This is a genomic window from Sedimentitalea sediminis (assembly GCF_042687825.1).
In the GTDB taxonomy this organism is placed as follows: domain Bacteria; phylum Pseudomonadota; class Alphaproteobacteria; order Rhodobacterales; family Rhodobacteraceae; genus Sedimentitalea.
Genome location: NZ_JBHUQE010000005.1, coordinates 115,437 through 141,807 on the forward strand (window position 1 = coordinate 115,437; position 26,371 = coordinate 141,807).

Sequence of the window (26,371 nt, forward strand, 5' to 3'; positions counted from 1 at the left end):
TCAGAGGCCAAACCGCGCAAAGGCCGCGCGCTCCTCGATACCGGTGGCGGCGTCATCCAGAATCTGCGCGCCAAAGCGCGACAGAAAACGGCGGCGCGGGCCATAGTGGCGGAATTTCACCTTCTTGCCGAACCGCTCCTGCATCTTGGGCTTCAGGTGCCCGATCCCGTCGATCAGCCCCCGGTCGGCGGCCCGGCGAGCCAGCCAGAATTCGCCGGTGAACAGATCCTTGGTGGTGTCCAGCCGGTCGCCCCGACGGTTTTTCACATGGGCGATGAAATTGTCGTGGATGTCGCCCAGGATGACTTTCAGGCGGGCCACGTCCTCTTCGTTTTCCGGGCGGAACGGATCCATCATGGATTTCGATTTTCCGGCGGTATAGACGCGCCGCTCCAGCCCCTGGCGAGCCAGAAACACATGCGCGCCGAACCCCGCCGAGATCACCCCGATCGAGCCGACGATCGAGCTTTCATCGGCCCAGATCTCGTCCGCCGCCGCCGCCAGCCAGTATCCGCCTGACGCCGCCACGTCCTCGACAAAGGCCGTGACCGGCACCTTGGTCTCTTCGGACAGGCGGCGGATACGGGCCCCGATCAGCGAGGATTGTACCGGCGAGCCCCCCGGCGAGTTGATCACCAGGGCGACCATGTCTGGTTTGCCCCGGCGAAAGGCCTTTTCCAGCAGCGGCGCGACGGTGTGATCGTTCAACGAACCGCGCCCGACCATGCCGATGGCACCATTCAGACGGACGACGGACACAAGGGGCGGGTTCTTGATGAAGGGGATGCGCAAGTTCATGACAGCCGATGTAGAACGCCACCGGGCGACAAACAAGACGTCGCGCCCACCTGACCCGCAGGCAGCGGACAAATCACGCGCCGTTCGGGAGGCGCCCCCATCAGTTGCGGATGCGCCAGCCGGTGCGGAAGATCCACCAGATGATCCCCAGGCACAGGGCGGTAAAGCCGGCAATGGCCAGCAGGCTTAACCCGATCGGCACGTCCGACAGGCCAAAGAACGACCAGCGGAAACCGGAAATCAGATAGACCACCGGGTTGAACAGAGTGACGGTCTGCCAGATCGGCGGCAGCATCGAAATCGAATAGAACGAGCCGCCCAGAAAGATCAGCGGCGTGACGATCAGCAGCGGCACCAGTTGCAATTGTTCGAAATTGCCGGCCCAGATGCCGATGATAAAGCCCAGCAGCGCAAAGCTGATACAGGTCAGCAGCAGAAAGGCCACCATCGCCACCGGGTGCGCGATGGTAAGATCGACAAAGAACGTGGCGGTGAGCAGGATCACAACGCCGATGAACAGCGCCTTGGTCGCCGCCGCACCGACATAGCCCAGCACGATTTCCAGAAAATTCACCGGGGCCGACAGCAATTCATAGATCGTGCCGGTGAATTTCGGGAAATAGATGCCAAAGGCGGCGTTCGAGATTGCCTGGGTGATCACCGAAAGCATCACCAGCCCGGGCACGATAAAGGCGCCATAGCTGATGCCTTCGACCTCTTGGATGCGGCTGCCGATGGCCGCGCCGAACACCACGAAATACAGCGAGGTCGACAGCACCGGCGACAGAAAGCTCTGTAGCAGGGTGCGAAAGAAGCGCAGCATTTCGAAACGGTAGATGGCGGCGACGGCGGTCAGGTTCATGCCGCGCGCTCCCTGAGCAGATCGACAAAGATGTCCTCGAGACTGCTTTGCCGGGTCTGCACGTCGCGCAGGGTCAGCCCGGCGGCGGCGATGTCGTTCAGCAGACCCGTGATGCCGGTGCGCGGCCCGTGGGTGTCATAGGTATAGATCAGCCTGTCACCGTCCGCCCCCAGCGTCAGGTCGAGATGTCCCAGTGCAGCCGGCAATTCCCGCAAGGGCCGGTCCAGTAGAACTTCGATCTGTTTTTTGCCCATCTGCGCCATCAGCGCGCTCTTTTCCTGAACCAGCAGCAATTCGCCCTTGGCGATAATGCCGACCCGATCGGCGATGGCCTCGGCCTCTTCGATATAATGGGTGGTCAGGATGATGGTGACTCCGTCCGCCTTCAGGTCGGCCACGATCTGCCACATGTCCTTGCGCAGATCGACATCGACCCCGGCCGTGGGTTCGTCCAGAAACAGGATGCGCGGTTCGTGCGCCAGCGCCTTGGCGATCAGCACCCGGCGCTTCATGCCGCCGGACAGCTGCATGAGACGATTGTCCTTCTTGTCCCACAGGCTGAGCCGGCGCAGCACGGTCTCGACATGCGCGTCGTCGCGGGGCCGGCCGAACAACCCGCGCGAGAACCGCACCGTGTTCAGCACCGTGTCAAACGGCAACAGTGCAATTTCCTGCGGCACCAGCCCGATCAGCGACCGGGCGGCACGGAAATCGGCGACAATGTCATGCCCGGCCACCGTGATCTGGCCGCTGCTGGCGGTGGTGATGCCGCATATCGTCGAAATCAAAGTCGTCTTGCCGGCCCCGTTCGGCCCCAGCAACGCCAGGATCTCGCCCTGCGCGATGTCCAGCGACACGCCTTTCAGTGCCTGAAAGCCGCCGGCATAGGTTTTGCGCAGATCGCGAATCGACAGAATGGTCGGCATGACGCCCCTCCCCCGTTTGGCGCCACCCTAGCCCGACAGGCCTGCAGCCGCCAGAGTCCGTGCGGGAGTCCGCGCCAGGCTCTTGCAGCCTCTGGATGAGCGCCACGAAATTTTATGTCGCGATCAAGCGAAGCGGGCGTTTTTGTCTGTGTTTTGGCCCCCGAAACACGCACTTTTTTTAACGTCTCGTTAACATTTGGGTCGAAACTTTGGCGAAATCATGGTAGGCAGAAGATATTGCAGCCGGAATTGGGACGGCGCGCAAGGATATTGGTATGGAATTCACGAGGTGAAAATATGATTAGGAAAACAGTACTGGCGGGTGCCGTCGCAGCCGTCGCGTTTATGGGGTCCGCGCTTAGCGCCAGAACTATTGATCTGGGCTTTATCATGGACCGGTCCGGCAGCGTCGGCACCGATTTTGCAGCAGCGATGGACGCACTTGGTGATGCGCTGGCGAACAACATTCCGACAAGCGGCAGCGACACCTACCGGATTTCGGTCGTGTCATTCGCCTCGAGCGCCAGCGTCGTGGTCGGTGCCACCACCATCAACAGCCAGACCGATCTGAACAACGTCGTAAACACGGTCAAGGCACAGAACGCCGTTGGCAGCGGCGCGACCAACTATCAGGCCGCGCTGGATCTGCTGGGGGCCCAGTTCGGATCGCTGGGCGACTTGAGCCTGATCAACATGATGACCGACGGTCAGCCCAACCTGCCGTCAGACCCGACAACGGCGCGCGCCGCAGCGAAAGCGTCGGCCACCACGCTGCAAAATGCCGGCTGGGACTCGCTGAGCTTTGAATCGGTCTGCGACGCGACCAGCTGCACGACCCAGAACAATTTTCTGGCCAGCATGGGCTTTGGCCCGGGCAACACCCCCAACGATGCTGCGCTGCTGCCGATCTACACCAGCGCGGCACAGATCGGCGACCCGGCAACCACGCCCTTCGTTCTCGATCTGCCTAGCTTTGCGGCCTATAACTCGGTCATCGATGCCAAGGTTGCCAAGATCGTGAACCCAATCCCGGTGCCGGCAGCGCTGCCGCTGCTGTTCGCTGGTCTGGGTGTATTCGCCTTTGTCGGACGTCGCCGCCGCCAGGCCGCCTGACCCGACACCGCGCAACACGCGCCACAATCGAAAAGGGAGCCGGGTTACCGGCTCCCTTTTTTCTTGCGCGATCGCCGCCTGCAATGGCGGTGGCGTCACTGTTTTTCGATGACCATCAACCGATCCTGCTCGTTGATCCAGATCGCCAAGGCGCTGCGAACACTGTCGCCAGGCAGTTTGTCGTGACTGTCCGGAATGTCCACCGGCAGGTTGGCCGCGTCGTCCCACAACCATGCGCCGCAGGGCTTTCGATCGCCACAGGCCGATTTGCCCGCCTCCTGCCACGCGGCCTTGTCCAGCCCGGCGGGACACAAAACAACCGTCACCATGCCGTTTGTTCCACGTGCCTCGCACGCGCCGTCTTGCGCCACGGCGTGCGATGTGCCTGCCGCCACCAACGCCAATCCGGATAAAAACACTCTGAAAATCATTGTAACTCCTGAGACGATTACCTTTGGTTCAGTCTAGCAGGCATGATCTCGTACATCCATTGAAACCATTTCCGCGGCAGGTGGATGCCGCTATTTGTTACGATTTTTACGTGTATACGTTTTTTCGTAACTTTTTTCTTGCCGAGAATCGCTTTTGGTCATATACCGACCGTACGGTCAGTTTTGTTGGGCGGCAAAATCGCACCTGACGGGTTTCTGTGGTAGGTTCCCGTCATGTTTGCCGCAACGACTGGTGGCGCGGGCCCTCTGGGGTCCCTCTGGGAGGAGAAAAGATCATGTACGCACAGATGGTACGTTCGACGGGCGAGGGATTGAAGTCTTTGGAGGAGATGGGTCCTGAGGAGCGGGCGTTTCAGGAGCGGATTGATGCGGGGGAGAAGATCGAGCCGAAGGACTGGATGCCGTCGGGGTATCGGGCGACCTTGATCCGGCAGATCGGCCAGCACGCGCATTCCGAGATCGTCGGGCAGCTGCCCGAGGGCAACTGGATCACCCGGGCGCCGACGCTGGAGCGCAAGGCGATCCTGCTGGCCAAGGTGCAGGACGAGGCCGGGCACGGGCTGTATCTGTATTGCGCCGCCGAGACCCTGGGGGTCAGCCGCGACGAGCTGACCGAGGACCTGTTGTCGGGGCGGATGAAATACAGCAGCATCTTCAACTATCCGACCCTGACCTGGGCCGACATGGGCGCGGTGGGCTGGCTGGTGGATGGCGCGGCGATCATGAACCAGGTGCCGCTGCAGCGCACCTCCTTTGGCCCCTATGCCCGCGCCATGGTGCGGATCTGCAAGGAGGAATCCTTTCACCAGCGCCAGGGCTACGACATCATGATGAAGATGGCCAATGGCACGCCGGCGCAGAAGCGCATGGCGCAGGATGCGCTGAACCGGTTCTGGTACCCGTCGCTGATGATGTTCGGGCCGTCGGATGCGGACAGCGTGCATTCGGCGCAGTCCATGGCCTGGAAGATCAAGATGAACACCAATGACGAGCTGCGGCAGAAATTCGTCGACCAGACGGTGCCGCAGGCGGAATATCTGGGCCTGACGGTGCCGGACGACACGCTGACATGGAACGACGACAAGGGCGGTTACGATTTCGCCGAGCCCGACTGGTCGGAATTCTTTGACGTGATCAAGGGCAACGGGCCGTGCAATGTCGAACGCCTGGCCGCCCGCAACAGGGCCTGGGACGACGGCAAATGGGTCCGTGACGGGTTGCTGGCCCATGCCGAGAAACGCGCAAGCAGAAAGGTGGCAGCAGAATGAGCTCTCCGAACGCAGCCTATCCCGACATTCCCGAGACCGAAACGCCGCCCAAGCGCCATGAATGGCCGCTGTGGGAGATCTTTATCCGCGGCCAGCACGGCATGAGCCACCGCCATGTGGGCAGCCTGCACGCGCCGGATGCCGGGATGGCGATCAAGAACGCCCGCGACGTCTATACCCGGCGCAACGAGGGCGTCAGCATCTGGGCGGTGCAGGCGCGCCATATCGCCGCCAGTTCGCCCGGCGACAAGGGGCCGCTGTATGAGCCGTCGGAATCCAAGGTCTATCGGCACCCGACCTTTTTCGACATTCCCGAAGATGTGGGCGCGATGTGATGGGGGGCGAGGCAATGGCGGATGATGCGCTGTTCGAATTTCTCTGCCGCATGGGCGACAACACCCTGGTGCTGGGCCACCGGGTCAGCGAATGGTGCGGTGTCTCGCCGGTGCTGGAAGAGGATATCGCGCTGGCCAACACGGCGCTGGACCTGATCGGCCAGACGCAGATGTGGCTGGGCCTGGCGGGCGAGATCGAGGGGGCGGGCCGCAGTGCCGACGACCTGGCGATGCTGCGCGACGCCTGGGATTTCCGCAATGTCCTGCTGGTCGAGCAGCCCAATGGCGATTTCGGCCAGACCATGATGCGCCAGTTCCTGTTCGATGCCTGGCATGTGGCGATGCTGACGGCGCTGACGGAATCCGCCGATCCGCGGGTGGCCGAGATCGCCGCCAAGGCGGTCAAGGAGGCGCGCTATCACGTCGAACGTTCGGGCGACACGGTGATCGGGCTGGGCGACGGCACGTCCGAAAGCCATGCGCGCATGCAGGCGGCGCTGGATCTGCTATGGCCCTATGTCGGCGAGATGTTCCTCGCCGACAGTGTCGATGCGGCGATGGCGGCGGCCGGTATCGCGCCGGATCCGGCCGGGCTGCGCGCCGGGTTCGACGCCCATGTCGGCCAGGTGATGGCGGCGGCGACGCTGAGCCTGCCGGAGTCCGATTTCGCCCATAAGGGCGGCAAGGACGGGGTCCGCCATTCCGAACATCTGGGCCATATGCTGACCCAGATGCAGTGGCTGCAACGGGCCTATCCCGGGGCCAGCTGGTAGGATGAAACCGGCGATCGCGGATATCCGGGCCTGGCTGGATCAGGTGCCCGACCCCGAGATCCCGGTGATCTCGGTGGTCGATCTGGGCATCGTGCGCGATCTGACCTGGGACGGCGACACGCTGGTGGTGGCGGTGACGCCGACCTATTCCGGCTGTCCGGCGACCCGGGTGATCGCGCTGGATATCGAGACCGCCCTGCGCGACCGCGGCATCCGCGATCTGCGGATCGAGACCCGGATCGCGCCGCCCTGGACCACCGACTGGCTGTCGGCCAAGGGCCGCGCAAAGCTGACCGAATACGGCATCGCCCCGCCCCGCGCGGCCGGCGGCCCCGAGACTTGCCCCCGCTGCGGCAGCACCGCGGTGGAAAAGATCAGCCAGTTCGGCTCGACCCCCTGCAAGGCGCATTGGCGCTGCAAGGACTGCCTGGAACCTTTCGACTATTTCAAGTGCATCTGAGGAGACTGCCCATGGCGCGCTTTCACCAACTGGCCGTGACCGAGGTCAGAAAGACCATCAAGGATGCGGTCGTCGTGTCGCTGCAGCCGGTGAATGGCGGCGATTTCGACTTTGTCCAGGGTCAGTACCTGACCTTTCGCCGCGATTTCGACGGCACCGAGCTGCGCCGGTCCTATTCGATCTGCGCCGGCAAGGACGAGGGCCTGCTGCAGGTCGGTATCAAACGGGTCGAGGGCGGCGCCTTTTCGACCTGGGCCAACGAGGCGCTGCAGCCCGGCGACACGCTGGAAGCGATGGAGCCGATGGGCAGTTTCTTTGCCCCGCTGGACGCCGCCGCGACGCGCAATTATCTCGGCTTTGCCGGCGGTTCGGGCATCACCCCGGTGCTGTCGATCCTGAAAACCACGCTGGCGGCGGAACCGCACAGCAGTTTCACGCTGGTCTATGCCAACAAGGGCGTGAACACGATCATGTTCCGCGAGGAACTGGAGGATCTCAAGAACCTCTATATGGGCCGGCTCACGGTGATCCATATCCTGGAATCCGACGCCCAGGACATCGACCTGTTCACCGGCCTTGTCGACAGGGACAAATGCAAGGCGCTGTTTCAGCACTGGATCGACATCACCAATATCGACACCGCGTTCATCTGCGGCCCCGAACCGATGATGCTGGGCATCGCCGCCAGCCTGCGCGCGCACGGGCTGAGCGATGCGCAGATCAAGTTCGAACTGTTCGCCAGCGCCCAGCCCGGGCGGCTGCAGCGCAAGGCCGCCGCCACCGGCACCGCCGGCACCGCCAAGACCACCGAGGCCAGCGTCACCCTGGATGGCACCGCGCGCAGCTTTACCATGGACAAGGACCAGACGGTGCTGGACGCCGCCCTGGAAAACGCCATCGACGCGCCCTATGCCTGCAAGGCCGGGGTCTGCTCGACCTGCCGCTGCAAGGTGATCGAGGGCGAGGTCGAGATGGTCGCCAACCACGCGCTGGAAGATTACGAGGTGCAGCAGGGCTATGTGCTGTCCTGCCAGTCCTTCCCGGTCAGCGACCGGGTTGTCGTCGATTACGATCATTAACGGGGGGACGGGCATGTCCGAGGAAATGACCATCGAAAGCTACCTGGAACAGGGCGGCAAGCTGACCAATCCGGCCAATGTGCCGCCGCGCTACCGCGCCGAGCTGATGAAGATCATGGCCACTTTCGTGGACAGCGAACTGGCCGGGGCGGCGGGGTTCGCCGACGTGATCAACCAGGGGCCGGGCATCAAGGAACGCATCGCCGCGGCCAAGATCGTGCTGGAAAAGACCGACAATGCCGACCGGGTGCTGCGGCTTTTGGGCGAGTTCGGCGCCGATACCGCGCGCTATGCCAACAGCCATCCCTGGACCGCCCGCCTGCCGCGCGACGCCACGCCGGGCAGCCGGCGCAGCGACCATGACATGCGCCTGTCGGTGCTGAACTATCCGCTGGCCGGCTGGGCCGACGCGGTGGCGATGAACCTGTGCATGGGCCTGGCCGTCGGGGTGCAGCTGGACGAGATGCAGAGCCTGTCCTATCAGCCCCTGGCCGACGCTTTCCGCAAGATCGCCCCGATCGAGGCGCGGCACGTGGAACTGGCCATGGAAGGGCTGGTAAAGCTGCGCGACCAGGGCCAGCACGACGCGGTCCGCGACGCCATCGCCTACTGGCACCCCCGCGTCGCCGCCATCTTCGGCGACATCGAACAATCCCGGTTCGCCCAACTCAAAGCCTGGGGCCTGCGCAAACACACCAACACACAACTGCAACAAACCTGGAAAACAAACCTCAACACCGCAATCAAAAAAATCGATATCGAAATCTGAACAAGAAAACCGATACCCAAAAGACGCGCGAACACCCGCGCCGCAATGCCGGCTGGATCAATCCAATGCCGCGCCAGAGATATCGACCAGCAAGGTCTGGATATGTGCGACCGGTACACCCAGGTTCGAGCCGCCGAACTCGGGCATGATGGCGGTGTTCACCGCCACCACCGCGCCGTCCAGAGTCAGCACCGGACCGCCGCTGCCGCCATGGGTGGTTTCGGCGTCGTACACCACGGTCGCGGGGGTCGCCTGTCCGACAATACCGCGGCTGGCCAGTGGTGCGATCAGCCGCGCGGCGGCCAGACGTTCGGCCACTTGCCAGAACCCGGTCTCGCCGGTGGCCTGCAGGTCCTGCACGAAGGCCGAACCGGATTGCGCCAGCATCGACATCAGTCCGGTGGGATAGCCCATCACGATCACCGTGGCGCCGGGTGCCGGCGCAGATGCGGACAGGGGCAGACCCGGGCGGTCGCCGACCCCGCCCTCGACTGCAAGCACCGCCAGATCGACCTGGTCGCTGACCGCGACCGCCGTCAGGGGCTGCGGCGTCGGCTGCCCCGGGAAATAGGCGATGAACCGGGTCATCACCGGCTCCAGTTCCTCGGCCCCCGACCGGGCCATCGGCCCCTTGCCCCAGGGTTGCGCCACATGGCGGTTGGTGATCAGCAGGTCGTGCCCGGCCGGCACGAAGCCGGTGCCGTTGAACTGCACTTCGGCCACCGGACCGGTGCCGCTGAGCGACAGATAGGGTTGCCCGTTGGGCAGATGCACCGGCAGACCGCCGGGTCCCAGAACATGCCGCAGCATGGCGCCGGTCTCGCGATGGCGCAGGCTGTAAGCACCCTGCAGAAAGGCAACCGACGACATCGCCTGCGAGATCACCCGGCGGCCGGCACCGGTGCGCGCCTCCAGCGACTGCAGACGTTCTGCGGTCGATTGCAGCCGCAGGGCCAGGTCGTCCTGCAGCGCGGTCAGGTCGCTGGGCCGGATCGCCTCGCTGCGGGCTTCGGCCAGGGCCGCCGCCACCGTGTCGATCTGCACGTTGCCGCTGGCGATCTGGGCGCGGATCAGCGCATCGGTGCGTTTCTGCTGATAGAGCGCAAAGGCCAGCAGCGCCAGCGACACCAGCACCAGCAGCCGAAAGGCCGCCGTGGTCTCCCAGGCCAGGCGGCGCGCCAGATCGACCGCCGCAAAACGCAGACGGCGCGGCAGCGAGCGGCGGCTGGTCCGGAAATAGCACATCACGTCGGCAAGGATCTCGCTGACACTCATGCCGGGCCGGTGACTGTCGTCATACAGCCGGAAACGCGACAGCGGCCCGGTCTCGCCGAATTCGATGACATCGCCATAGGCCAGCATCGCCGTCTGCACCAGTTGACCGTTCAGCCACAGGGGCTGACCCGCGACCGCTTCGACCTCGTAGCTGTGACCGATCCGGTGCAACCGGGCGACCACCGGCCCGTCTTGGGACCCGGATCCGCCTTCGCCGAAGGACAGGCTGTGATCCGTCCGCAACCGCACTTCGATGGCGGCGCTTGTCAGCCATGACAGCCTGCCGCGCGCAGGGCCGGTCAGATGCTCCAGCGCGGCCACTGTTCTGCAAGGGGTGTCGTCGGTCATGATGGCAGAATAGCACGTTGGCGGACGTGGATCACCGCACAGTTTCTCAGCGGTTCGTGCGGTGCCAAGGGGCTGGCGGGCCGCGGCGGCGCTCAGACCAGATCGGGCCACAACGCCGGGTCCAGCACCTGAATGAAGGGGGCCAGCATGTCGCGATGCGCGCCAGGCGCCGACCGACCGTGCGTGCACCGGCTGGCGCAACTGATGCGCGGTCAGCGTCAGCACCTGACTGGTGGCCAGATCAGCGCGTGCCATGGCCTCCACCCACTCCACGCCCACATGCACTGCCAGACGGCGGCGGGTGCCGCTGACATAGGCGAAAAGTGCGTCGTGGGATATGCCCAGAATCCACCCCGGATACAGTCGGCGCCAATGGGCCATGATGCCAGCATACAGGTTGAACCGATGCGCCATAACGCCCGGGTCATCGGCATAAGGCAGCGCGGCGCCGATCCGACCCTGCGCCTCGGTGGCCCGCGCCCGCAGGCCAAACGCGATCGCATCGGCGGTCGGCGTGATGGCCCGGGACCCGGCCGCTTCAGCCTCAGGCAGGCGGTCGGCCTGCTGCAATGCGGTGGCCGGAACCAGCCAGGCCGCCCGATCCTCGGGCGATTGCGACCCCCGCATCCGCATCGGCTTGATAGCCGGATCGCCCTGCCCGTCGGCGATCAGCGCCTGGGCCAGGTTGCGGCGTGTATTGTCCCAGGCCAGGTCCAGCGTCAGCGCCCTGCGAAACAGCGCAGTGGCCGCGCGCTCACGCTCCATCGCCACCAGAGCCAGCGCCGCGATGTCAGGATATCCCGATTAGGTCGCATGGTTTTCATGCCCGCGCGGGCGGTCTTGAACGCGGTGTCATGGCGCCATTCGCTCAGAGATCGGATGGCAGCCTGCAAATCGGATTGAAGCGACATGCGCCGCTGGAAAATCGGCCAAAGCCGAAGGCAGCAGCGATTTAGACCAGTCTCTGTCCGGCGCGTGGCGGCTCTATCCCGCCGCCGCGATCAGGCTGCGGGTATAGTCGGTTTCGGGCCGCTCAAAGAGATCTCCGGCGGTGCCATATTCCACCACATCGCCCTGTTTCATCACGATGACCTTGTGGCTCATCGCGCGCACGACTTTCAGGTCATGCGATATGAACAGATAGGCCAGACCGTATTTACGCTGCAAGTCGCGCAGCAGGTCCACGATCTGTACCTGCACGGTCATGTCCAGCGCGCTGGTGGGTTCATCCAGCACCAGCAGCTTGGGGCGCAGCACCATGGCGCGGGCGATGGCGATGCGCTGCCGTTGCCCGCCGGAAAATTCGTGCGGATACCGGTCCATGGTGGCCGGGTCCAGCCCGGTCTCGGTCATCACTTCGGCGACCAGCGCCCGGGGGTCGCGCGTCGGATCGACCTTGTGGATGGCCAGCCCCTCGCTGATGATCTGCTGGCAGGTCATGCGCGGGGACAGCGAGCCGAACGGGTCCTGAAATACGATCTGCATATCCGCCCGCAGCCGGCGCAATTCGCGCGTGCTCCAGCCGCGCAGATCCTGTCCGCGATAGGTAATGCCGCCCTCGGATGCGATCAGCCGCATGATCGCCAGTGCCAGCGTGGTCTTGCCCGAGCCGGATTCACCGACGATGCCCAGCGTTTCACCGGCCCGCACGCTCAGGCTGGCCTCGTTCACCGCCTTGACATGCCCCACCGTGCGCTTGAGAAACCCGCGCTGGATCGGGAACCAGACCCGCAGGCGGTCGGTGCGGGCGATCTCTTCGGCATCGGCGGCGACCGGATCGGGCTGACCCGAGGGCTCGGCGGCCAGCAGCTTGCGGGTATAGGGATGCCGGGGATTGTCGAATATCCGCGCCGTGGGACCGGATTCTACGATTTCGCCGCCCTTCATCACGCAGACCTTGTCGGCAACGCGGCGGACGATGCCCAGATCATGGGTGATGAACAGCAGCCCCATGTTTTCCTGCGCCTTGAGATCGGCGAGCAGATCGAGGATCTGCGCCTGAATGGTCACGTCCAGCGCCGTCGTCGGCTCGTCCGCGATCAGGATATCGGGCTTGTTGGCCAGCGCCATCGCGATCATCACCCGCTGACGCTGACCGCCCGACAACTGGTGCGGATAGGCGTCCAGACGCGTTTCCGGGTCACGGATGCCGACCTTGGTCAACAGTTCCAGAATGCGCGCCCGCGCCGCCGCCCCCGCCAGGCCCTGATGCAGCGCCAGCGATTCCGACAATTGCCGCTCGATCGTGTGCAGCGGGTTGAGCGAGGTCATCGGTTCCTGAAAGATGAAACTGATGTCGTTGCCGCGCACATCGCGCAACACCTTGTCGGCCGCGCCGATCATCTGCTGGCCGTCATAGGTCACGCTGCCGGCCACCTGCGCGCTGTCGCCCAGCAGCGACACGGTGGACAGCGCCGTGACCGATTTGCCCGAGCCGGATTCCCCGACCAGCGCCACGGTTTCGCCCCGGTCCAGGGTAAAGGACACGCCGCGCACGGCGGCGGTGGTCTTACCGTCCTGGCGGAACGACACCGTCAGGTTTGCGACCTCAAGCAGGCTCATTGAAAGGTCTTTCTGGGATCAAACGCGTCGCGGATGCCTTCGAAGATGAAGACCAGCAGCGACAGCATGATGGCAAAGGTGAAAAAGGCGGTAAAGGCCAGCCAGGGCGCCTGCAGGTTCTGTTTCGCCTGCAATGTCAGCTCGCCCAGGCTGGGGGCCGAGGACGGCAGGCCAAAGCCGAGAAAGTCGAGGCTGGCCAGCGCCGCGATGGTGCCGGTGACGATAAAGGGCAGCATGGTCAAGGTCGCCACCATCGCGTTGGGCAGCATGTGGCGGAACATGATGGTCATGTTGCCCACGCCCAGCGCCTTGGCGGCGCGGACATATTCCAGGTTGCGTGCCCGCAGGAATTCGGCCCGGACCACGCCGACCAGCCCGGTCCAGGAAAACAGCACCATCAGAAAGACCAGCAGCCAGAAACTGCGGCCCAGAATGGCGAACATGATGATGATCACGTAAAGCGACGGGGTGGCCGACCAGATTTCGATCAGGCGCTGAAAGATCAGGTCCAGCCAGCCGCCGAAATAGCCCTGCACGGCCCCGGCCGCGATGCCCACCAGGCTGGCCGCACCGGTGACCATCAGGGTGAACAGGATGGACAGCCGGAACCCATAGATCACCCGCGCCAGCACGTCGCGCTTGGTGTCATCCGTGCCCAGCCAGTTCTGCGCATTGGGCGGCAGGGGGGCGGCACCGGGCCGATCCACCGTGGTGTTAAAGGAATAGCGGATCGGGGGCCAGATCGCCCATCCCCGCTGGATCGCTTCGCCCTCGATCACGCCGGTTTCGGCCGCGGCGATGATGCCCTCGGGATCGTCGAAACACAGTTCCGATCCGCCGGACGCGATCAGGCAGGCGACTTCGGGATCGCGATAGATCGCTTCGGTCTGGAAATCGCCGCCAAAGGCGGTTTCCGGGTAGAAATTGAAGATCGGGGTAAAGTATTCGCCGCGATACTGCACCAGGATCGGCTTGTCATTGGCGATGAACTCGGCGAACAGCGACAGGCCGAACAACACCGCAAAGATCCAGAGCGACCAGTAGGCGCGACCATTGCGGCGGAAATTGCGCCAGCGGCGGGCGTTCAGAGGCGACAGCGCCATGTCAGCCCTCCCGCTTTTCAAAGTCGATGCGCGGATCGACCAGCACATACATGATATCGCTGAGAATGCCGACCACCAGGCTCATCAGGCCAAAGATGAACAGCGTACCGAAGATCACCGGATAGTCGCGCGCCACCGCCGCCTCGAACCCCAGCCGGCCCAACCCGTCCAGCGAAAAGATCGTCTCGATGATCAGGCTGCCGGAAAAGAACACGCCGATGAACACCGCGGGAAAGCCGGCGATCACGATCAGCATGGCGTTGCGAAAGACGTGGCCGTAAAGCACGCCGCGCTCGCTCAGTCCCTTGGCGCGGGCGGTCATCACATAGTGTTTCTTGATCTCGTCCAGAAAGCTGTTCTTGGTCAGCAGGGTCAGCGTTGCAAAGGCCGAGATCGTGCTGGCGATGACCGGCAGGGCGATATGCCAAAAGTAATCGCCGATCTTGCCCATCAGGCTGAGGTCGGACCAGTTGTCGCTGGTCAGCCCGCGCAGCGGAAACACCTGCCAATACGAGCCGCCGGCAAACAGCACCAACAGCAGGATGGCGAACAGAAAGCCGGGGATCGCATAGGCGACGATGATCGCGCCGCTGGTCCATGTGTCGAACGTGCTGCCGTCCTTGACCGCCTTGCGGATACCCAGCGGGATCGACACCAGATAGGCGATCAGGGTCGACCACAGCCCCAGGGAAATCGACACCGGCATCTTTTCCAGCACCAGGTCGATCACCCCGATCGAGCGGAAATAGCTCTGGCCGAAATCCAGCCGCATATAGTTCCACAGCATATTCAGAAACCGTTCCAGCGGCGGTTTGTCAAAGCCGAATTCGCGTTCCAGTTCGGCGATGAATTCCGGCGGCAACCCGCGCGCGCCGACATAGCGGTCGCTGGCGCCGGTGGCCTGGGTTTCCACGTCGGCCCCGCCTCCCGAGAACGCCTCGAACACGTCGCCACCGCCCTCCATCTGGGCGATGATCTGCTCGACCGGACCGCCGGGCACGAACTGCACCAGGGTAAAATTGATGATCATGATGCCCAGCAATGTGGGGATCACCAGCAACAGCCGTCTTGCGATATAGGCTCCCATCGGGGCGGCTTACCTCAACGCGCCCGAGGATTTCAACGCGGCGGCCCGGTCGGCATCTACCCACCACAGATCCTCGACCCCCAGCGCATAGGGCGGCAGGTTTTCCGGATAGGCGTATTTGTTCCAGAACGCGACCCAGTGCCGGCCCAGATACCAAGTCGGCACCATGAACCGTTTGGCGCGCAGAACCCGATCCAGCGCCCGAACATTGGCGGTCAGTTCGTCCGCTTCGGTGGCCTGCACGATATTGTCGATCAGGACCTCGATATCCGGGCCGCTGATCCCTGCCGGGTTGAATACCGAGAACGCCGCCGCCTCCTGGCCATATTGCTGATACAGCCCGGTCGAGGGCTGCAGCGACGTGCGATAGCCGCCCGAGATCATGTCGAAATCGCGCTCGCGCCGGCGCAGGGTGAACTGGGCGTTGTCGATGCGGTTATAGCTGGCGTCGATCCCCATGGTTTTCAGGTTGTCGACAAACGGCATGGCAATGCGGTCCAGCACCGGATCGTCGGACAGAAACTCGATCTTCAGCGTCTGCCCTTGGGCATTGCGGCGCACCCCGTCATCGCCGACGCTCCAGCCGGCGGCATCCAACAGGCCCATGGCGCGGCGCAGGTTGCGGCGGTCGGTCTGGCGGGCGGGTTTGCTGGCATGGGCGCTGACCGGCTCAGATGTCAGGATCGCCGGGTCCAGCGCATCGCCCAGCGATTGCAGCACTTCCAGTTCGCGCCCCTCGGGCAGGCCCGTCGCCTCCAGATGCGTGCCCTGCCAGAACGAATGGCGCTGCTGGAACAGCCCGTACTGCAGGCTTTCATTGGTCCATTCGAAGTTGAACGCCAACTGCACCGCCTCGCGGACCCGCGCATCGGCAAATTGCGGGCGGTCCATGTTCATCACGAAACCGGTGGCATTGGGCACATTGCCGTCGGGCAGTTCCCGTTTCACCACGTGCCCGTCGCTCAGCGCGGGAAAATCATAGGCGGTGGCCCAGCTCTTGCTGTTGTTCTCCTGCCGAAAGGTGAACTCGCCAGCCTTGAACGCCTCCATGGCGGCGATGGAATCGCTGAAATACTCGATACGGATCCTGCCGTAGTTGTTGCGCCCCACATTGACGTTGATGTGATCGCCCCAATAGTCGGGGTTGCGCCGGTAGACCACGCGCCGGTTGATGTCATAACTGTCCAGCACATAGGGCGCCGATCCGATGCCCGGCTGCATGCGCGGCTTGTCCAGCCGCCGGTTTTCCGGATCGGCCATGAACCAGGCCTTGGAAAAGATCGGCGTGCCGCCGACCTGGCTGATCAGCCCGCGCCGCGAGATCCCCGGTGAAAAGTGGAACTTGACCCGGTGCGGCCCCAGCGCCTCGGCCTTGGGGATGCGCTTGCGCACCGCTTCGGCATAGGATTGCAGCCCCTGGTCCAGCAGGATGTTATGGGAAAACACCACATCCTCGGCGGTGATCGGCGTGCCGTCGGAAAACCGCGCCTCGGGGCGCAGGTTGAAGATCACCCAATCCTGGCTTTCGGGATATTCCAGGCTTTCGGCCACCAGACCATAATAGCTGGCCGGCTCGTCATAGGACGGGAACAGTAGGGATTCATACTGGTCCGCCGACCGCGCCGCAGCCCGGCCCTGGCGCGTGAAAGGGTTGAAACTGTCAAACGTGCCCTGCGCGGCATAGCTCAGCTCGCCGCCTCTGGGCGCATCGGGGTTCACGTATTCGAAATGGGAAAAGCCCGCCGGGTATTTCAACGCGCCGAACTCCGAAAAGCCGTGCGATTTGATGACCGTGTCCTCGGCCCGTCCCGGCCCGGCGACCGCGATCAACAGAACCGACAACGCGATAACGCCGAGTCGACGCAAGCGGTCCGTTGCCGGGACCGGCACAGCTGTAAGGGTGCGGATCATCTGGCTCATCCTCCGTTGGTCAGGCTTGTGCCGCCTGAACTTGTGTTGACGTAAGCTAATGGTCCGATGCGGCAATGTTCAAGTTGAGAATATGTGAGGTCTCGGTGATCGCATGATTTAAGGCCCCGCGCAGCACGAAAAAGGCCGCTGCGCAGGGCAGCGGCCTTGGATGCCAATGGCGTTGACCGGATCAGTCGTCGAGACTGTCCAGATAGGCGATCAGGTTCACACGGTCGCCGATCTTTTTCAGACCGGAAAAGCTCATCGAGGTACCCGAGGCATAGTCGCTGGGCTTGGTCAGGAATTCGTTCAGACGATCCGCTGTCCATTCGCCGCCCAGGCCGGTCAGCGCGTCGGAATAGCCAAAGCCGGCAACGGCGGCTACCGGACGGCCGACGACACCATAGAGGAACGGACCGGTGCTGTTGGCGCCGTCTTCCAGCTTGTGGCAGGCCGAGCACTTCTTGAACACCTTGGCGCCCTTTTCGACATCGGCCTCGGCCATCATGTCCTCAAAGCTGACCTCGACGACCTCTTCCTCGGCCTCGCCCGAATCGGTTTCGATCACATAAGAGGCCTCGCCATGGCCCGTCGTATGATACAGGCCCGCCGCAGCCCATTGGGAAAGAAGGAGAACCAGCAAGGCGCCCAGAACGCCGGCAGCCGCTTTGGTAAAGGTCATCGTATCCATTTGGTCGCGTGTCCATTTGATCTGTTTGGGCCGAGGTCTAAGCCTTTCCCTTGCCTTGGGCAAGGTATAGACACCGCGACCAATCGCCCAATTTGCCCCAGTTGCACGGAAAACCGCCTCATGACCAACCGAATTGCCTTTCAGGGAGAGCCCGGCGCCTACAGCCACGAGGCCTGCCGCAACGCGCGCCCGCACATGGAGGCCCTGCCCTGCCGCACCTTTGAGGACGCGATCGAGGCGGTGCGCACCGGCGAGGCGGATCTGGCGATGCTGCCGGTCGAAAATTCGACCTATGGCCGGGTGGCGGACATTCATTCGCTGTTGCCGCGATCCGGGCTGCATATCATCGAGGAATCCTTTGTCCGGGTGCATATCAACCTGCTGGGCATTCCGGGCGCCAAGCTGACCGATGTCACCCATGCCATGAGCCACACGGTGCTGCTGGGTCAGTGCAAGGGATTTCTGCAACAACACGGCATCCATCGCATCACCGGTGCCGATACGGCCGGTTCGGCCCGGCACGTGTCCGAATCCGGCGATCCCGGTCTGGCCGCGCTGGCCAGTCCGCTGGCAGGCGAGATCTATGGCCTTGATCTGCTGGCCGAACATATCGAGGACCAGTCCAACAACACCACGCGGTTCCTGATCATGTCACGCGATGCCGACAACACGCGACGCGGCCAGCACGGCATGATCACCAGTTTCGTGTTTCAGGTCCGCAACATTCCGGCGGCGCTGTACAAGGCCATGGGCGGGTTCGCCACGAACGGCGTCAACATGACCAAGCTGGAAAGCTATATGGTGGACGGCTCGTTCACCGCGACCCAGTTCTATGCCGATATCGAGGGCCATCCCGACGATCCCGGCGTGCAACTGGCGATGGACGAACTGGACTATTTCACCGCCAATGTCGAGATTCTGGGGGTCTATCCGGCCGATCCGGGACGGTACTGACGCCGCACTGTGCTGCCCGGGTCCGGGACGGATTGCCTATCGCGGGTCCGGCGCGTCCTGCAGCCGGCCCTCGAGTCCACGGGCGAAATCGGCGACCTTCAGCTTGAAGCGTTTGCTCAGACCGGTCTTGGCCAGTTTCAGCGACTGGATGATCAGCCGGGCCGACAGGGTCGAGGGCGACAGGTTCAGCACCACCGACATGCGCGTGCGCCGCGCCGACATGGCCATCAGTTCCAAAGACATCCGTCCGCTCAGCCCCTGGGCTCCCGACGTGAACAGCATCATGTTGGGCGGATCATAGGCGTCCAGCACGATATGCACCTCGCGCGGCTTGCTGCGCATTGTAAAGCGGGCCAGCCAGGCCATACCGGGCTGCGGCGTTTCGCTCTCGTGCAACCGGTCGACCTCGATACCACGGCTAAGCGCCGTACGCTCCATTGTGTCGAATTGCGACAGCGCCGCAAAGACCTGCTCCAACGGGGCGTCGATATCTTCTTTGCTCGAAAACTGCATGTGAATCCCGGTACCGTGAACACCGGCGGTGTTTACGTCCTAATCCAGCGTGTCCGCAAGCCAGTTCTGCAACAGGAAATGCGCAATCGCGCCGCGCCGCGCCGGTTTCAGGACCGGGTGTTCCCCGGCAAAGACCGCCATCATGTCTTCGCGGCTGACCCAGAGGGCGTCCTCGATCTCGACCGGGTCGATGGTGATCTCGCGGCTTACCGCCTGACCGGCGCAGCCGATCATCAGCGAGGACGGATAGGGCCAGGGCTGGCTGGCCAGATAGGACACGGCGCCGACCCTGGCACCCGCTTCTTCAAAGACTTCGCGCCGCACCGCGGCCTCGAGCGTTTCGCCCGGTTCGACAAAGCCCGCCAACAGCGAATACATTCCCTCGGGCCAGCCCGGCGAGCGGCCCATCAAAACCGCATTGCCCTGGGTGATCAGCATGATCACCACCGGATCGGTGCGCGGAAAATGCCGCCAGTCGCAGGCCGGGCACAGCCGTTGCCAGCCGCCTTGCGCGGGTTCGCTGACGCCGCCGCACCGGGCGCAGAACCGGTGCGTCTGATGCCAGCCGACGATCGCCTTGGCGGTGACTGCCAACTCGCCGTCGCGCGGGTCCAGCCGGGCCATCAGACCGCGCAGCTCTGCAAAGACCTGCCCGGCCGGCAGATCCGGATGCATCTGCCGGGTGGTGTCCAGAAACTGGCCCAGCGCCGCCGGATCGAGATCGTCGGGCTGCCATTTCGAGACGTCACAGGCGAAATACGGCGCGCCGTCTTCGTTCCGGCCCAGATACACCGGCGCGCCCGGGCCGTCGTCAAGATCGGCCAGTAGCAGCGGGTGATCCAAGGGCAGCAGCACCAGACGGTCGAGTTCGTCGCCCGCCACCAGCGGTTTGCCCCGCCACAGCACGATGGCGGCAGCCTGCGGATGGCGCAGCGCCGCCGCGCGGGCCGCCGCGTCCTCGCGCAGATGCGCCGACCGGTCCAGCCCCGAGCCGCCAAAGGTCACCTGTTCCGCCCGTCTCATGCCGTGCCTCTCTGATTGCCGGTGCTGGCCTGCTAGCGCATCGCGGGGCGCAGGACCACACCCATGACAGGTGCGCCTATGGCCGGGCTGGCTGTGGCCCTCCGGCCCCGCCCGACGCAAAACCGCATCACCGCCGACACAAACTCTTTCCTGAACAGGTTTTTTTTGACATCGCGGCTCATGTTTTCATACACTTATAAGGCGAGCAATTTCGAAAATGCAAACAAAGGTGCTCCGATGGTCCTGATCTCGCTGCCAACCGGGGGCGAAAACGTGACTGAAGCGCGCCGGATTCCAGCCGGCACCCGCGCGCATGTGCGCCTGCTGGCGACGACCGACCTGCATATGAACCTGACCAGCCACGATTATTACGCCGACCGCCCGGACCCGACGGTCGGACTGACCCGCACCGCCAGCCTGATCAAACAGGCCCGCGACGAGGCCGAACGGGACGGCGCGCTGGTCCTGCTGTTTGACAATGGCGACGGATTGCAGGGCACGCCGCTGTCGGATGCCGCCGGCGGTCACACCGACCGCCCGCATCCTCTGATGCGCGCCTTCGGAGAGCTGAACTATGACGCGGTCGGGTTGGGCAATCACGATTTCAACTATGGCCTCGCGCCACTGGAAGCGGCGCTGCAACAGGCGCCCTGCCCGGTACTGTGCACCAATCTGCGGCCCCGCCAGCCGGGCCAGCAGACCCGGTTCGAGCCCTTTGCGATCCTGGATCGCACGCTGCGCTGTGGCGATCAGGACTGGCCGATCCGCATCGGCGTTCTGTCCTTTCTGCCGCCGCAGACGGTGAAATGGGATTCGCATCTGCTGCGCGGCCAGCTTGTCGCCGACGCCATCGTCCGGACCGCACGCGCCTGGGTGCCGAAACTGCGGGGCGCCGGTTGCGATCTGATCGTCGCGCTGGCCCATACTGGCCTGAGCGCCGCGCCCGATCACCCGGATCTGGAAAACGCCGTATTGCCGCTGGCAGCACTGGACGGCATAGACGCCGTGATTTCGGGACATACGCATCTGCACCTGCCCGGCCCCGACCATCTGGGTCTGGACCATGTGGATGCCGAAACCGGCGCGGTGCATGGCAAACCGGTGGTGATGGCGGGCACCTCGGGCTCGCATCTTGGGGTGATCGATCTGGATCTGGTGGCCCGCCTGGACCGCCGATGGGAAACGTCGAGTTTCGCCTGTGCGCTGCGTCCGATCGCGCGGCGGGCCGCAGACGGGCGCGCTGAACCGCTGGTGGACGAGGACCCGGCCCTGGTGCGGCTGCTGTCCAAGGCCCATGCCGAGACCCGGGCGCGCATGACCCGGCCCGTGGGCCAAAGCGACCAGCCGCTGCACAGTTACTTCACGTTTTTTGCGCCGGATCGGGCGCTGGCGCTGGTCGCCGCCGCCCAGGCGGCCGCCCTGCGCCCGCATCTGGCGGGAACCGCCGCGCAGGGTCTGCCGCTGCTGTCGGCCACCGCCCCGGGCAAGTTCGGGGCGCGGGCCGGGCCGGATTTCTTCACCGACGTGCCCGCCGGGCAGTTGTCGCGGCGCCATGTCGCCGATTTGCATGTCTTCCCCAATCAGCTGCGCGCCGCCATCGTGACCGGCGCCCAGTTGCTGGACTGGCTGGAAATGTCCGCCTGCCTGTTCCACCAGATCGTGCCGGGCAGTTGTGGCCAACACCTGGTGAACCGGTCATTGCCCGGGCATGATTTCGACGTGCTGCACGGAATCAGCTATCGGATCGACCTGACGGTTCCGGCACGGTTTCATCCGGATGGCAGCGTTCGAAACCCGGACAGCCGCCGCATTGTCGATGCCTGCCATGCCGGCAACGCGATCAACGCCAGCGACCGGTTTGCCGTGGCGCTGAACAGCTATCGCGCCAGCGGTGGCGGCCCTTTCGCAGCATTGAAGCAGATCGAGCCGGTGCCGGTGCCCGAAATGCAGATCTGCGACGTGGTGCTGGATTATGTCGCCGGGCGCAGCGGTCCCGACCCGCTGCAGGCTGCGCCCCCGCCCTGGCGCTTTGTGCCGGTGCCCGGCACCACGGTGGCCGCCCTGACCGGGCCGGGGGCAGCGGCCCATCTGGGCGAATTGCCCGACCGCGGCATCCGCACCGCCGGTTTGACGCCAAAGGGCTTTCTGCGGCTGAAAATACCGCTGTAACGGCGCGCGCGCCCGTTGCGAATCCGTTCCGCCGCCTCTATATTGCACGATGAGAGGTTGGCGCGGGCGAGCGCCTCGCCAACCTGGTCAGATCCGGAAGGAAGCAGCCACAACGAGCCCCGCTTGGGTCGATGTCCAACCTCTCACCTTCTCCTTATTTCGCTTCTCCTTATTTCGCATGTCCCTGCACAACCGCGTCGCCGTGGTGCGTGGCAAAGACGCCTTACAACCGGTCGGTACCGAACGTGTCGCAGTCCGCGACCGATCCGCTGTCAAACCCTGTGCGGAACCAGCGGGCGCGTTGTTCGGATGTACCATGGGTAAAGGTGTGCGGCTGCGGCACCCGCCCCGCCTGGCGCTGCAGGTGATCGTCGCCGATCATCCGGGCCGCGTTTAACGCCTCTTGCAGATCGCCCCGGTCCATCAGCCCGCGCACCGACCGGGCCCAGATCCCGGACAGGCAATCGGCCTGCAGTTCCAGCCGCACCGTCAGGGCGTTGGCCTGCCGGGGGCTGGCCTGCCGCCGCGCCTGATCGACCTGTCCCAGAATTCCCACCTGATTCTGCACGTGATGTGCCACCTCGTGGGCGATCACATAAGCCGCAGCAAAATCGCCGGCGGCCCCCAATTCCCGGGACAGGGTGGCAAAGAAGGACAGGTCCAGATAGGCCTTGCGGTCCGCCGGGCAATAGAACGGGCCGGTGGCGCCCGTGGCTCCGCCACAGGGGCTTTGCGTGACACCGGAAAACAGCACCAGAACCGGCGGCGCATAGGTGGCGTTCAGCTGGCGCTGGAACACCTGGCCCCAAACCTCTTCGGTGGTGCCCAGAACCTTTGCCGAAAAATCGGCGGCCTGTTCTTCTTCGGCGGAGGGCGCATAGGACCGGCCGGTTTGGGCGGTCGGCGATTCAAGCAGTGGCGTCACGTCGATACCGGCGAAATAGCCGATCGCCAGAACCAGCAAAAGGCCCACTCCGCCGATCCCGCCGACGGCCTTGCCCCGTCCCCGACCCAGTCGGAGTCCGCTTCTGCGTCGATCCTCGATGTTACGGCTGCGGTTTCGCCCGGTCAATCGCATGGTATCTCTCACTTTCCATCCACAGGAACACTCTACGTGATAACGCTTGTCGGGGTCGATTCGTTTCCGGTGACGACCCGCAGGGGAAGAAAGGCGTTTACATCAGGATGCAAGACCATGACGACCACCGGCAACAATGGGCCGAGGACCGCACCGACTGGGCCGAAGACCGGACCATCCAGGCCAATGAACGGACCTTTGCCGGGTGGATGCGTACCGGCATGGCCTCGGTGGCTCTGGCCCTGGGGCTGAAGGCGATTTTCGGGGCGTTCGAGCCGACCTGGGTGGCCAAGGCGGTTGCGACCCTGTTTCTGGTCATCGCCATCGTGATCTTCTGGAGCGCGCGCAATCGGGCGCGGCAGACTCTTTCCCGGCTGGACAGCCATGAGACCGAGCCGGTCTCGACACTGGGCTTTACGATGCTGGCGGTGGCTCTGACGGCAGGCGCGATCGCCACCGGCGCGGTTCTGTGGCTGCTCTAGTGGACGGCGCCCGCACGGCACTTTAACCTGCGGTTGAACCCCGCGAATCCTGACCCCAAAGGCCGACATGACCGAGCAATCCCCCCCTGCCTATCGCGTTCTGGCCCGCAAGTACCGGCCCGAAACCTTTGCCGATCTGGTCGGTCAGGAGGCGATGGTGCGCACGCTGAAAAACGCCTTTGCCGCCGACCGGATCGCGCAGGCCTTTATGATGACCGGCATCCGCGGCACCGGCAAGACCACCACGGCACGGATCATCGCCAAGGGGATGAATTGCATCGGCCCTGACGGCACCGGCGGGCCGACGGTCGAGCCTTGCGGAGAATGCGAACATTGCACCGCCATCATGGAAGGGCGGCATGTCGACGTGATGGAAATGGACGCGGCCTCGAACACCCAGGTGGCGACGGTGCGCGAGACGATCATCGACACGGTCGCCTATGCCCCGGCCAGCGCGCGCTACAAGGTCTTTATCATCGACGAAGTCCACATGCTGTCCAACAGCTCGTTCAACGCGCTGCTCAAGACGCTGGAGGAACCGCCGGCGCATGTGAAGTTCATCTTTGCCACCACCGAAATCCGCAAGGTACCGGTCACCGTGCTGAGCCGCTGCCAGCGTTTCGACCTGCGCCGGATCGAACCCGAAGACATGTTGGCCATGCTGCGCCGCATCGCCGCGAGCGAGGGCGCCGCGATCAGCGACGACGCCCTGGCGCTGATCACCCGCGCCGCCGAAGGCTCGGCGCGGGATGCCACGTCGCTGCTGGATCAGGCGATTGGGCACAATGCCGGCGAAACCGGCGCCGAGCAGGTGCGCGCGATGCTGGGGCTGGCGGATCGCGGCCGGGTGCTGGACCTCATGGACATGATCCTGCGGGGCGACGCCGCCGCGGCCCTGTCAGAGCTGGGCGCGCAATATGCCGCTGGCGCCGACCCGCTGGCCGTGCTGCGCGATCTGGCCGAGATCACCCACTGGATCAGCGTTGTCAGCATTACCCCGGACGCGGCCGACGATCCCACCATCTCGCCCGATGAACGGGCGCGGGGCAGCGCGATGGCGGCGCAACTGCCCATGCGGGTGCTGTCACGGATGTGGCAGATGCTGCTGAAAGCCCTGGAAGAGGTCGCTGCTGCGCCCAATGCGATGATGGCGGCGGAAATGGCGATCATCCGGCTGACCCATGTGGCGGACCTGCCCAGTCCCGAGGAACTGATCCGCAAGCTGCAGGACACACCGCCACCCGCGCCCGGTGGCAAGGGTGGCCTTGCGCAAAGCGCAAGTTCGCCTGCGGCGGGCGGGGGGGCCTCGGCTGTCGCCTCGGCCCGCACAGGCGGTCAGGGGGCCGCGCAACCGGCGCTGGCGGATTCTCCGGATACCGCCCTGTCCCGCTTTCCAACATTCGAGCACGTGGTCGAACTGATCCGGGCCAACCGCGACGTGAAACTGCTGGTCGAGGTCGAGACCGGGGTGCAACTGGTCAGCTATCAGCCCGGGCGTATCGAATTCGCGCCCGCCGACGACGCCCCCACCGACCTGGCGCAACGCCTGGGCGCTCGGTTGCAGGGCTGGACCGGCAATCGCTGGGCCGTCAGCGTCGTCGCCGAGGGCGGCGCGCCAAGCATCGCCGCGCTGCGCGATGCCGAAGACAAGGCGCTGAAGGACGCCGCCCACGCGCATCCGCTGGTGCAGGCGGTTCTGGCGCGCTTTCCCAAGGCGCAGATCGCCGGCATCCGGACGCCCGAGCAGATCGCCGCCAGTGCGGTGGCCGATGCCCTGCCCGAGGTCGAGGACGAATGGGACCCGTTCGAAGACGGCTGAGGTGAGACCGAAACGGACCACCTTTCTGTGTCGGTGCCACGCGCGGCGCCCCGCCCTCTTGTGAGCCGCCGGCTGCGAGCGTATCTGTTGCCGCAAGCAAATCAGGAGACAGCACATGCTCAAGGGACTTGGCGGGCTTGGTGACATGACCAAGATGATGAAAGCCGCGCAGGAAATGCAATCCAAAATGGCGCAGTTGCAGGAGGACATGCACAACCTCATCGTGACCGGCGAATCCGGTGCCGGTCTGGTCAAGGCGACCTGCACCTGCAAGGGCGAGCTCAAGACGCTGGACATCGACCCCTCGATCTTCAGCGGCGACGAAAAGGAGGTCGTGGAAGACCTGATCTTGGCCGCGATCAAGGATGCCCAGCAAAAGGCCAGCGACAAGGCCCAGGAAGAGATGGGCAAACTGACCGAGGGCATGGGGCTGCCAAAGGACATGAAACTGCCATTCTGAAAACCGCGAACCCGCCTTGCGGGTTCGCCCGGCGGGGGGGGGGGGGGGGGGGGGGGGGGGG

General features: G+C 64.4%; 25 protein-coding genes and 1 other RNA gene. 13 read left to right on the plus strand and 13 right to left on the minus strand.

Features of this window, described 5'->3' with window-relative positions:
- The 3 genes from ACFMPD_RS06270 to ACFMPD_RS06280 form a co-directional block, all read right to left on the minus strand.
- Positions 1-798: a S49 family peptidase gene (locus ACFMPD_RS06270; protein ID WP_380992937.1), complete on the minus strand. Its 798-nt coding sequence runs from the start codon at positions 796-798 to the stop codon at positions 1-3.
- Between the two features lie 100 nt (positions 799-898).
- Complete coding sequence (locus ACFMPD_RS06275) at positions 899-1,660, minus strand: ABC transporter permease (protein ID WP_380992939.1); 762 nt, start codon at positions 1,658-1,660, stop codon at positions 899-901.
- Complete coding sequence (locus ACFMPD_RS06280; RefSeq protein WP_380992941.1) at positions 1,657-2,586, minus strand: ABC transporter ATP-binding protein; 930 nt, start codon at positions 2,584-2,586, stop codon at positions 1,657-1,659. The genes ACFMPD_RS06275 and ACFMPD_RS06280 overlap by 4 nt, the downstream gene beginning before the upstream one ends.
- 297 nt (positions 2,587-2,883) lie before the next feature.
- On the opposite strand from ACFMPD_RS06280, the gene ACFMPD_RS06285 reads away from it, so the two are divergent.
- The gene (locus tag ACFMPD_RS06285; protein WP_380992943.1) at positions 2,884-3,699 is read left to right on the plus strand and encodes a VWA domain-containing protein; all 816 of its coding nucleotides are present in this window, start codon (positions 2,884-2,886) and stop codon (positions 3,697-3,699) included.
- Between the two features lie 95 nt (positions 3,700-3,794).
- Here ACFMPD_RS06285 and ACFMPD_RS06290 read toward each other — a convergent pair whose 3' ends face one another.
- Positions 3,795-4,094, minus strand: coding sequence for a hypothetical protein (locus tag ACFMPD_RS06290; protein WP_380992944.1), 300 nt, complete (start codon positions 4,092-4,094; stop codon positions 3,795-3,797).
- A gap of 332 nt (positions 4,095-4,426) precedes the next feature.
- Here ACFMPD_RS06290 and paaA point away from each other — a divergent pair, with 332 nt between their 5' ends.
- Genes paaA through ACFMPD_RS06320 form a run of 6 tightly spaced genes read left to right on the plus strand, consistent with a single transcriptional unit; the run spans position 4,427 to position 8,835 of the window.
- Positions 4,427-5,419 (plus strand): 1,2-phenylacetyl-CoA epoxidase subunit PaaA, encoded by a 993-nt coding sequence (gene paaA, locus ACFMPD_RS06295; RefSeq protein WP_380992945.1) that lies wholly within the window; start codon positions 4,427-4,429, stop codon positions 5,417-5,419.
- The gene (paaB, locus tag ACFMPD_RS06300) at positions 5,416-5,754 is read left to right on the plus strand and encodes a 1,2-phenylacetyl-CoA epoxidase subunit PaaB (RefSeq protein WP_380992946.1); all 339 of its coding nucleotides are present in this window, start codon (positions 5,416-5,418) and stop codon (positions 5,752-5,754) included. The genes paaA and paaB overlap by 4 nt, the downstream gene beginning before the upstream one ends.
- A 14-nt stretch (positions 5,755-5,768) precedes the next feature.
- Positions 5,769-6,527 carry a 1,2-phenylacetyl-CoA epoxidase subunit PaaC gene (paaC, locus tag ACFMPD_RS06305; protein WP_380992947.1) on the plus strand — a complete coding sequence of 253 codons (759 nt, stop codon included), beginning with the start codon at positions 5,769-5,771 and terminating at the stop codon, positions 6,525-6,527.
- Between the two features lies 1 nt (position 6,528).
- A complete protein-coding gene (gene paaD / locus ACFMPD_RS06310; protein ID WP_380992948.1) occupies positions 6,529-6,987 on the plus strand; it encodes a 1,2-phenylacetyl-CoA epoxidase subunit PaaD in 459 nt (152 codons plus the stop codon).
- A gap of 11 nt (positions 6,988-6,998) precedes the next feature.
- Positions 6,999-8,066 carry a 2Fe-2S iron-sulfur cluster-binding protein gene (locus ACFMPD_RS06315; protein ID WP_380992949.1) on the plus strand — a complete coding sequence of 356 codons (1,068 nt, stop codon included), beginning with the start codon at positions 6,999-7,001 and terminating at the stop codon, positions 8,064-8,066.
- A 13-nt stretch (positions 8,067-8,079) separates the two neighbouring features.
- Positions 8,080-8,835, plus strand: a complete 756-nt coding sequence (locus ACFMPD_RS06320; protein ID WP_380992950.1) for a Phenylacetic acid catabolic protein — start codon at positions 8,080-8,082, stop codon at positions 8,833-8,835.
- Between the two features lie 57 nt (positions 8,836-8,892).
- Here ACFMPD_RS06320 and ACFMPD_RS06325 read toward each other — a convergent pair whose 3' ends face one another.
- The 6 genes from ACFMPD_RS06325 to ACFMPD_RS06350 all read right to left on the minus strand — a co-directional run bounded on the left by ACFMPD_RS06325 (position 8,893) and on the right by ACFMPD_RS06350 (position 17,812).
- The gene (locus ACFMPD_RS06325) at positions 8,893-11,223 is read right to left on the minus strand and encodes a S1 family peptidase (protein ID WP_380992951.1); all 2,331 of its coding nucleotides are present in this window, start codon (positions 11,221-11,223) and stop codon (positions 8,893-8,895) included.
- A 219-nt stretch (positions 11,224-11,442) separates the two neighbouring features.
- Positions 11,443-13,020, minus strand: a complete 1,578-nt coding sequence (locus ACFMPD_RS06330) for an ABC transporter ATP-binding protein (RefSeq protein WP_380992952.1) — start codon at positions 13,018-13,020, stop codon at positions 11,443-11,445.
- On the minus strand, positions 13,017-14,123 hold the full coding sequence (locus tag ACFMPD_RS06335; RefSeq protein WP_380992953.1) for an ABC transporter permease: 1,107 nt from the start codon (positions 14,121-14,123) through the stop codon (positions 13,017-13,019). Before ACFMPD_RS06335 ends, ACFMPD_RS06330 begins: the two co-directional genes overlap by 4 nt.
- A 1-nt stretch (position 14,124) precedes the next feature.
- Entirely contained in the window at positions 14,125-15,210 is a 1,086-nt protein-coding gene (locus tag ACFMPD_RS06340) for a microcin C ABC transporter permease YejB (RefSeq protein ID WP_380992954.1), read from the minus strand.
- A gap of 9 nt (positions 15,211-15,219) precedes the next feature.
- On the minus strand, positions 15,220-17,121 hold the full coding sequence (locus ACFMPD_RS06345) for an extracellular solute-binding protein (protein WP_380992955.1): 1,902 nt from the start codon (positions 17,119-17,121) through the stop codon (positions 15,220-15,222).
- A gap of 190 nt (positions 17,122-17,311) precedes the next feature.
- Positions 17,312-17,812 (minus strand): c-type cytochrome, encoded by a 501-nt coding sequence (locus tag ACFMPD_RS06350; RefSeq protein WP_380992956.1) that lies wholly within the window; start codon positions 17,810-17,812, stop codon positions 17,312-17,314.
- Positions 17,813-17,932: 120 nt separating this feature from the next.
- Here ACFMPD_RS06350 and ACFMPD_RS06355 point away from each other — a divergent pair, with 120 nt between their 5' ends.
- Complete coding sequence (locus tag ACFMPD_RS06355; RefSeq protein ID WP_380992957.1) at positions 17,933-18,766, plus strand: prephenate dehydratase; 834 nt, start codon at positions 17,933-17,935, stop codon at positions 18,764-18,766.
- Between the two features lie 36 nt (positions 18,767-18,802).
- Here ACFMPD_RS06355 and ACFMPD_RS06360 read toward each other — a convergent pair whose 3' ends face one another.
- Together ACFMPD_RS06360 and nudC are read right to left on the minus strand one after the other, a co-directional pair.
- Positions 18,803-19,279 (minus strand): SRPBCC family protein, encoded by a 477-nt coding sequence (locus ACFMPD_RS06360; protein ID WP_380992958.1) that lies wholly within the window; start codon positions 19,277-19,279, stop codon positions 18,803-18,805.
- Between the two features lie 39 nt (positions 19,280-19,318).
- Complete coding sequence (gene nudC / locus ACFMPD_RS06365) at positions 19,319-20,302, minus strand: NAD(+) diphosphatase (protein ID WP_380992959.1); 984 nt, start codon at positions 20,300-20,302, stop codon at positions 19,319-19,321.
- Positions 20,303-20,539: 237 nt separating this feature from the next.
- On the opposite strand from nudC, the gene ACFMPD_RS06370 reads away from it, so the two are divergent.
- Both ACFMPD_RS06370 and ffs read left to right on the plus strand, forming a co-directional pair.
- Positions 20,540-22,471, plus strand: a complete 1,932-nt coding sequence (locus ACFMPD_RS06370; protein WP_380992960.1) for a bifunctional 2',3'-cyclic-nucleotide 2'-phosphodiesterase/3'-nucleotidase — start codon at positions 20,540-20,542, stop codon at positions 22,469-22,471.
- 50 nt (positions 22,472-22,521) lie between these two features.
- Positions 22,522-22,620, plus strand: an RNA gene (ffs, locus tag ACFMPD_RS06375) — signal recognition particle sRNA small type.
- 74 nt (positions 22,621-22,694) lie between these two features.
- Here ffs and ypfJ read toward each other — a convergent pair.
- A complete protein-coding gene (gene ypfJ / locus ACFMPD_RS06380) occupies positions 22,695-23,549 on the minus strand; it encodes a KPN_02809 family neutral zinc metallopeptidase (protein WP_380992961.1) in 855 nt (284 codons plus the stop codon).
- Between the two features lie 107 nt (positions 23,550-23,656).
- On the opposite strand from ypfJ, the gene ACFMPD_RS06385 reads away from it, so the two are divergent.
- The 3 genes from ACFMPD_RS06385 (at position 23,657) to ACFMPD_RS06395 (ending at position 26,310) form a co-directional block, all read left to right on the plus strand.
- The gene (locus ACFMPD_RS06385; RefSeq protein WP_380992962.1) at positions 23,657-24,031 is read left to right on the plus strand and encodes a YidH family protein; all 375 of its coding nucleotides are present in this window, start codon (positions 23,657-23,659) and stop codon (positions 24,029-24,031) included.
- 67 nt (positions 24,032-24,098) lie between these two features.
- Entirely contained in the window at positions 24,099-25,850 is a 1,752-nt protein-coding gene (locus ACFMPD_RS06390; protein WP_380992963.1) for a DNA polymerase III subunit gamma/tau, read from the plus strand.
- A 115-nt stretch (positions 25,851-25,965) separates the two neighbouring features.
- Positions 25,966-26,310: a YbaB/EbfC family nucleoid-associated protein gene (locus ACFMPD_RS06395; protein ID WP_380992964.1), complete on the plus strand. Its 345-nt coding sequence runs from the start codon at positions 25,966-25,968 to the stop codon at positions 26,308-26,310.
- The last annotated feature ends 61 nt before the right edge of the window (positions 26,311-26,371 follow it).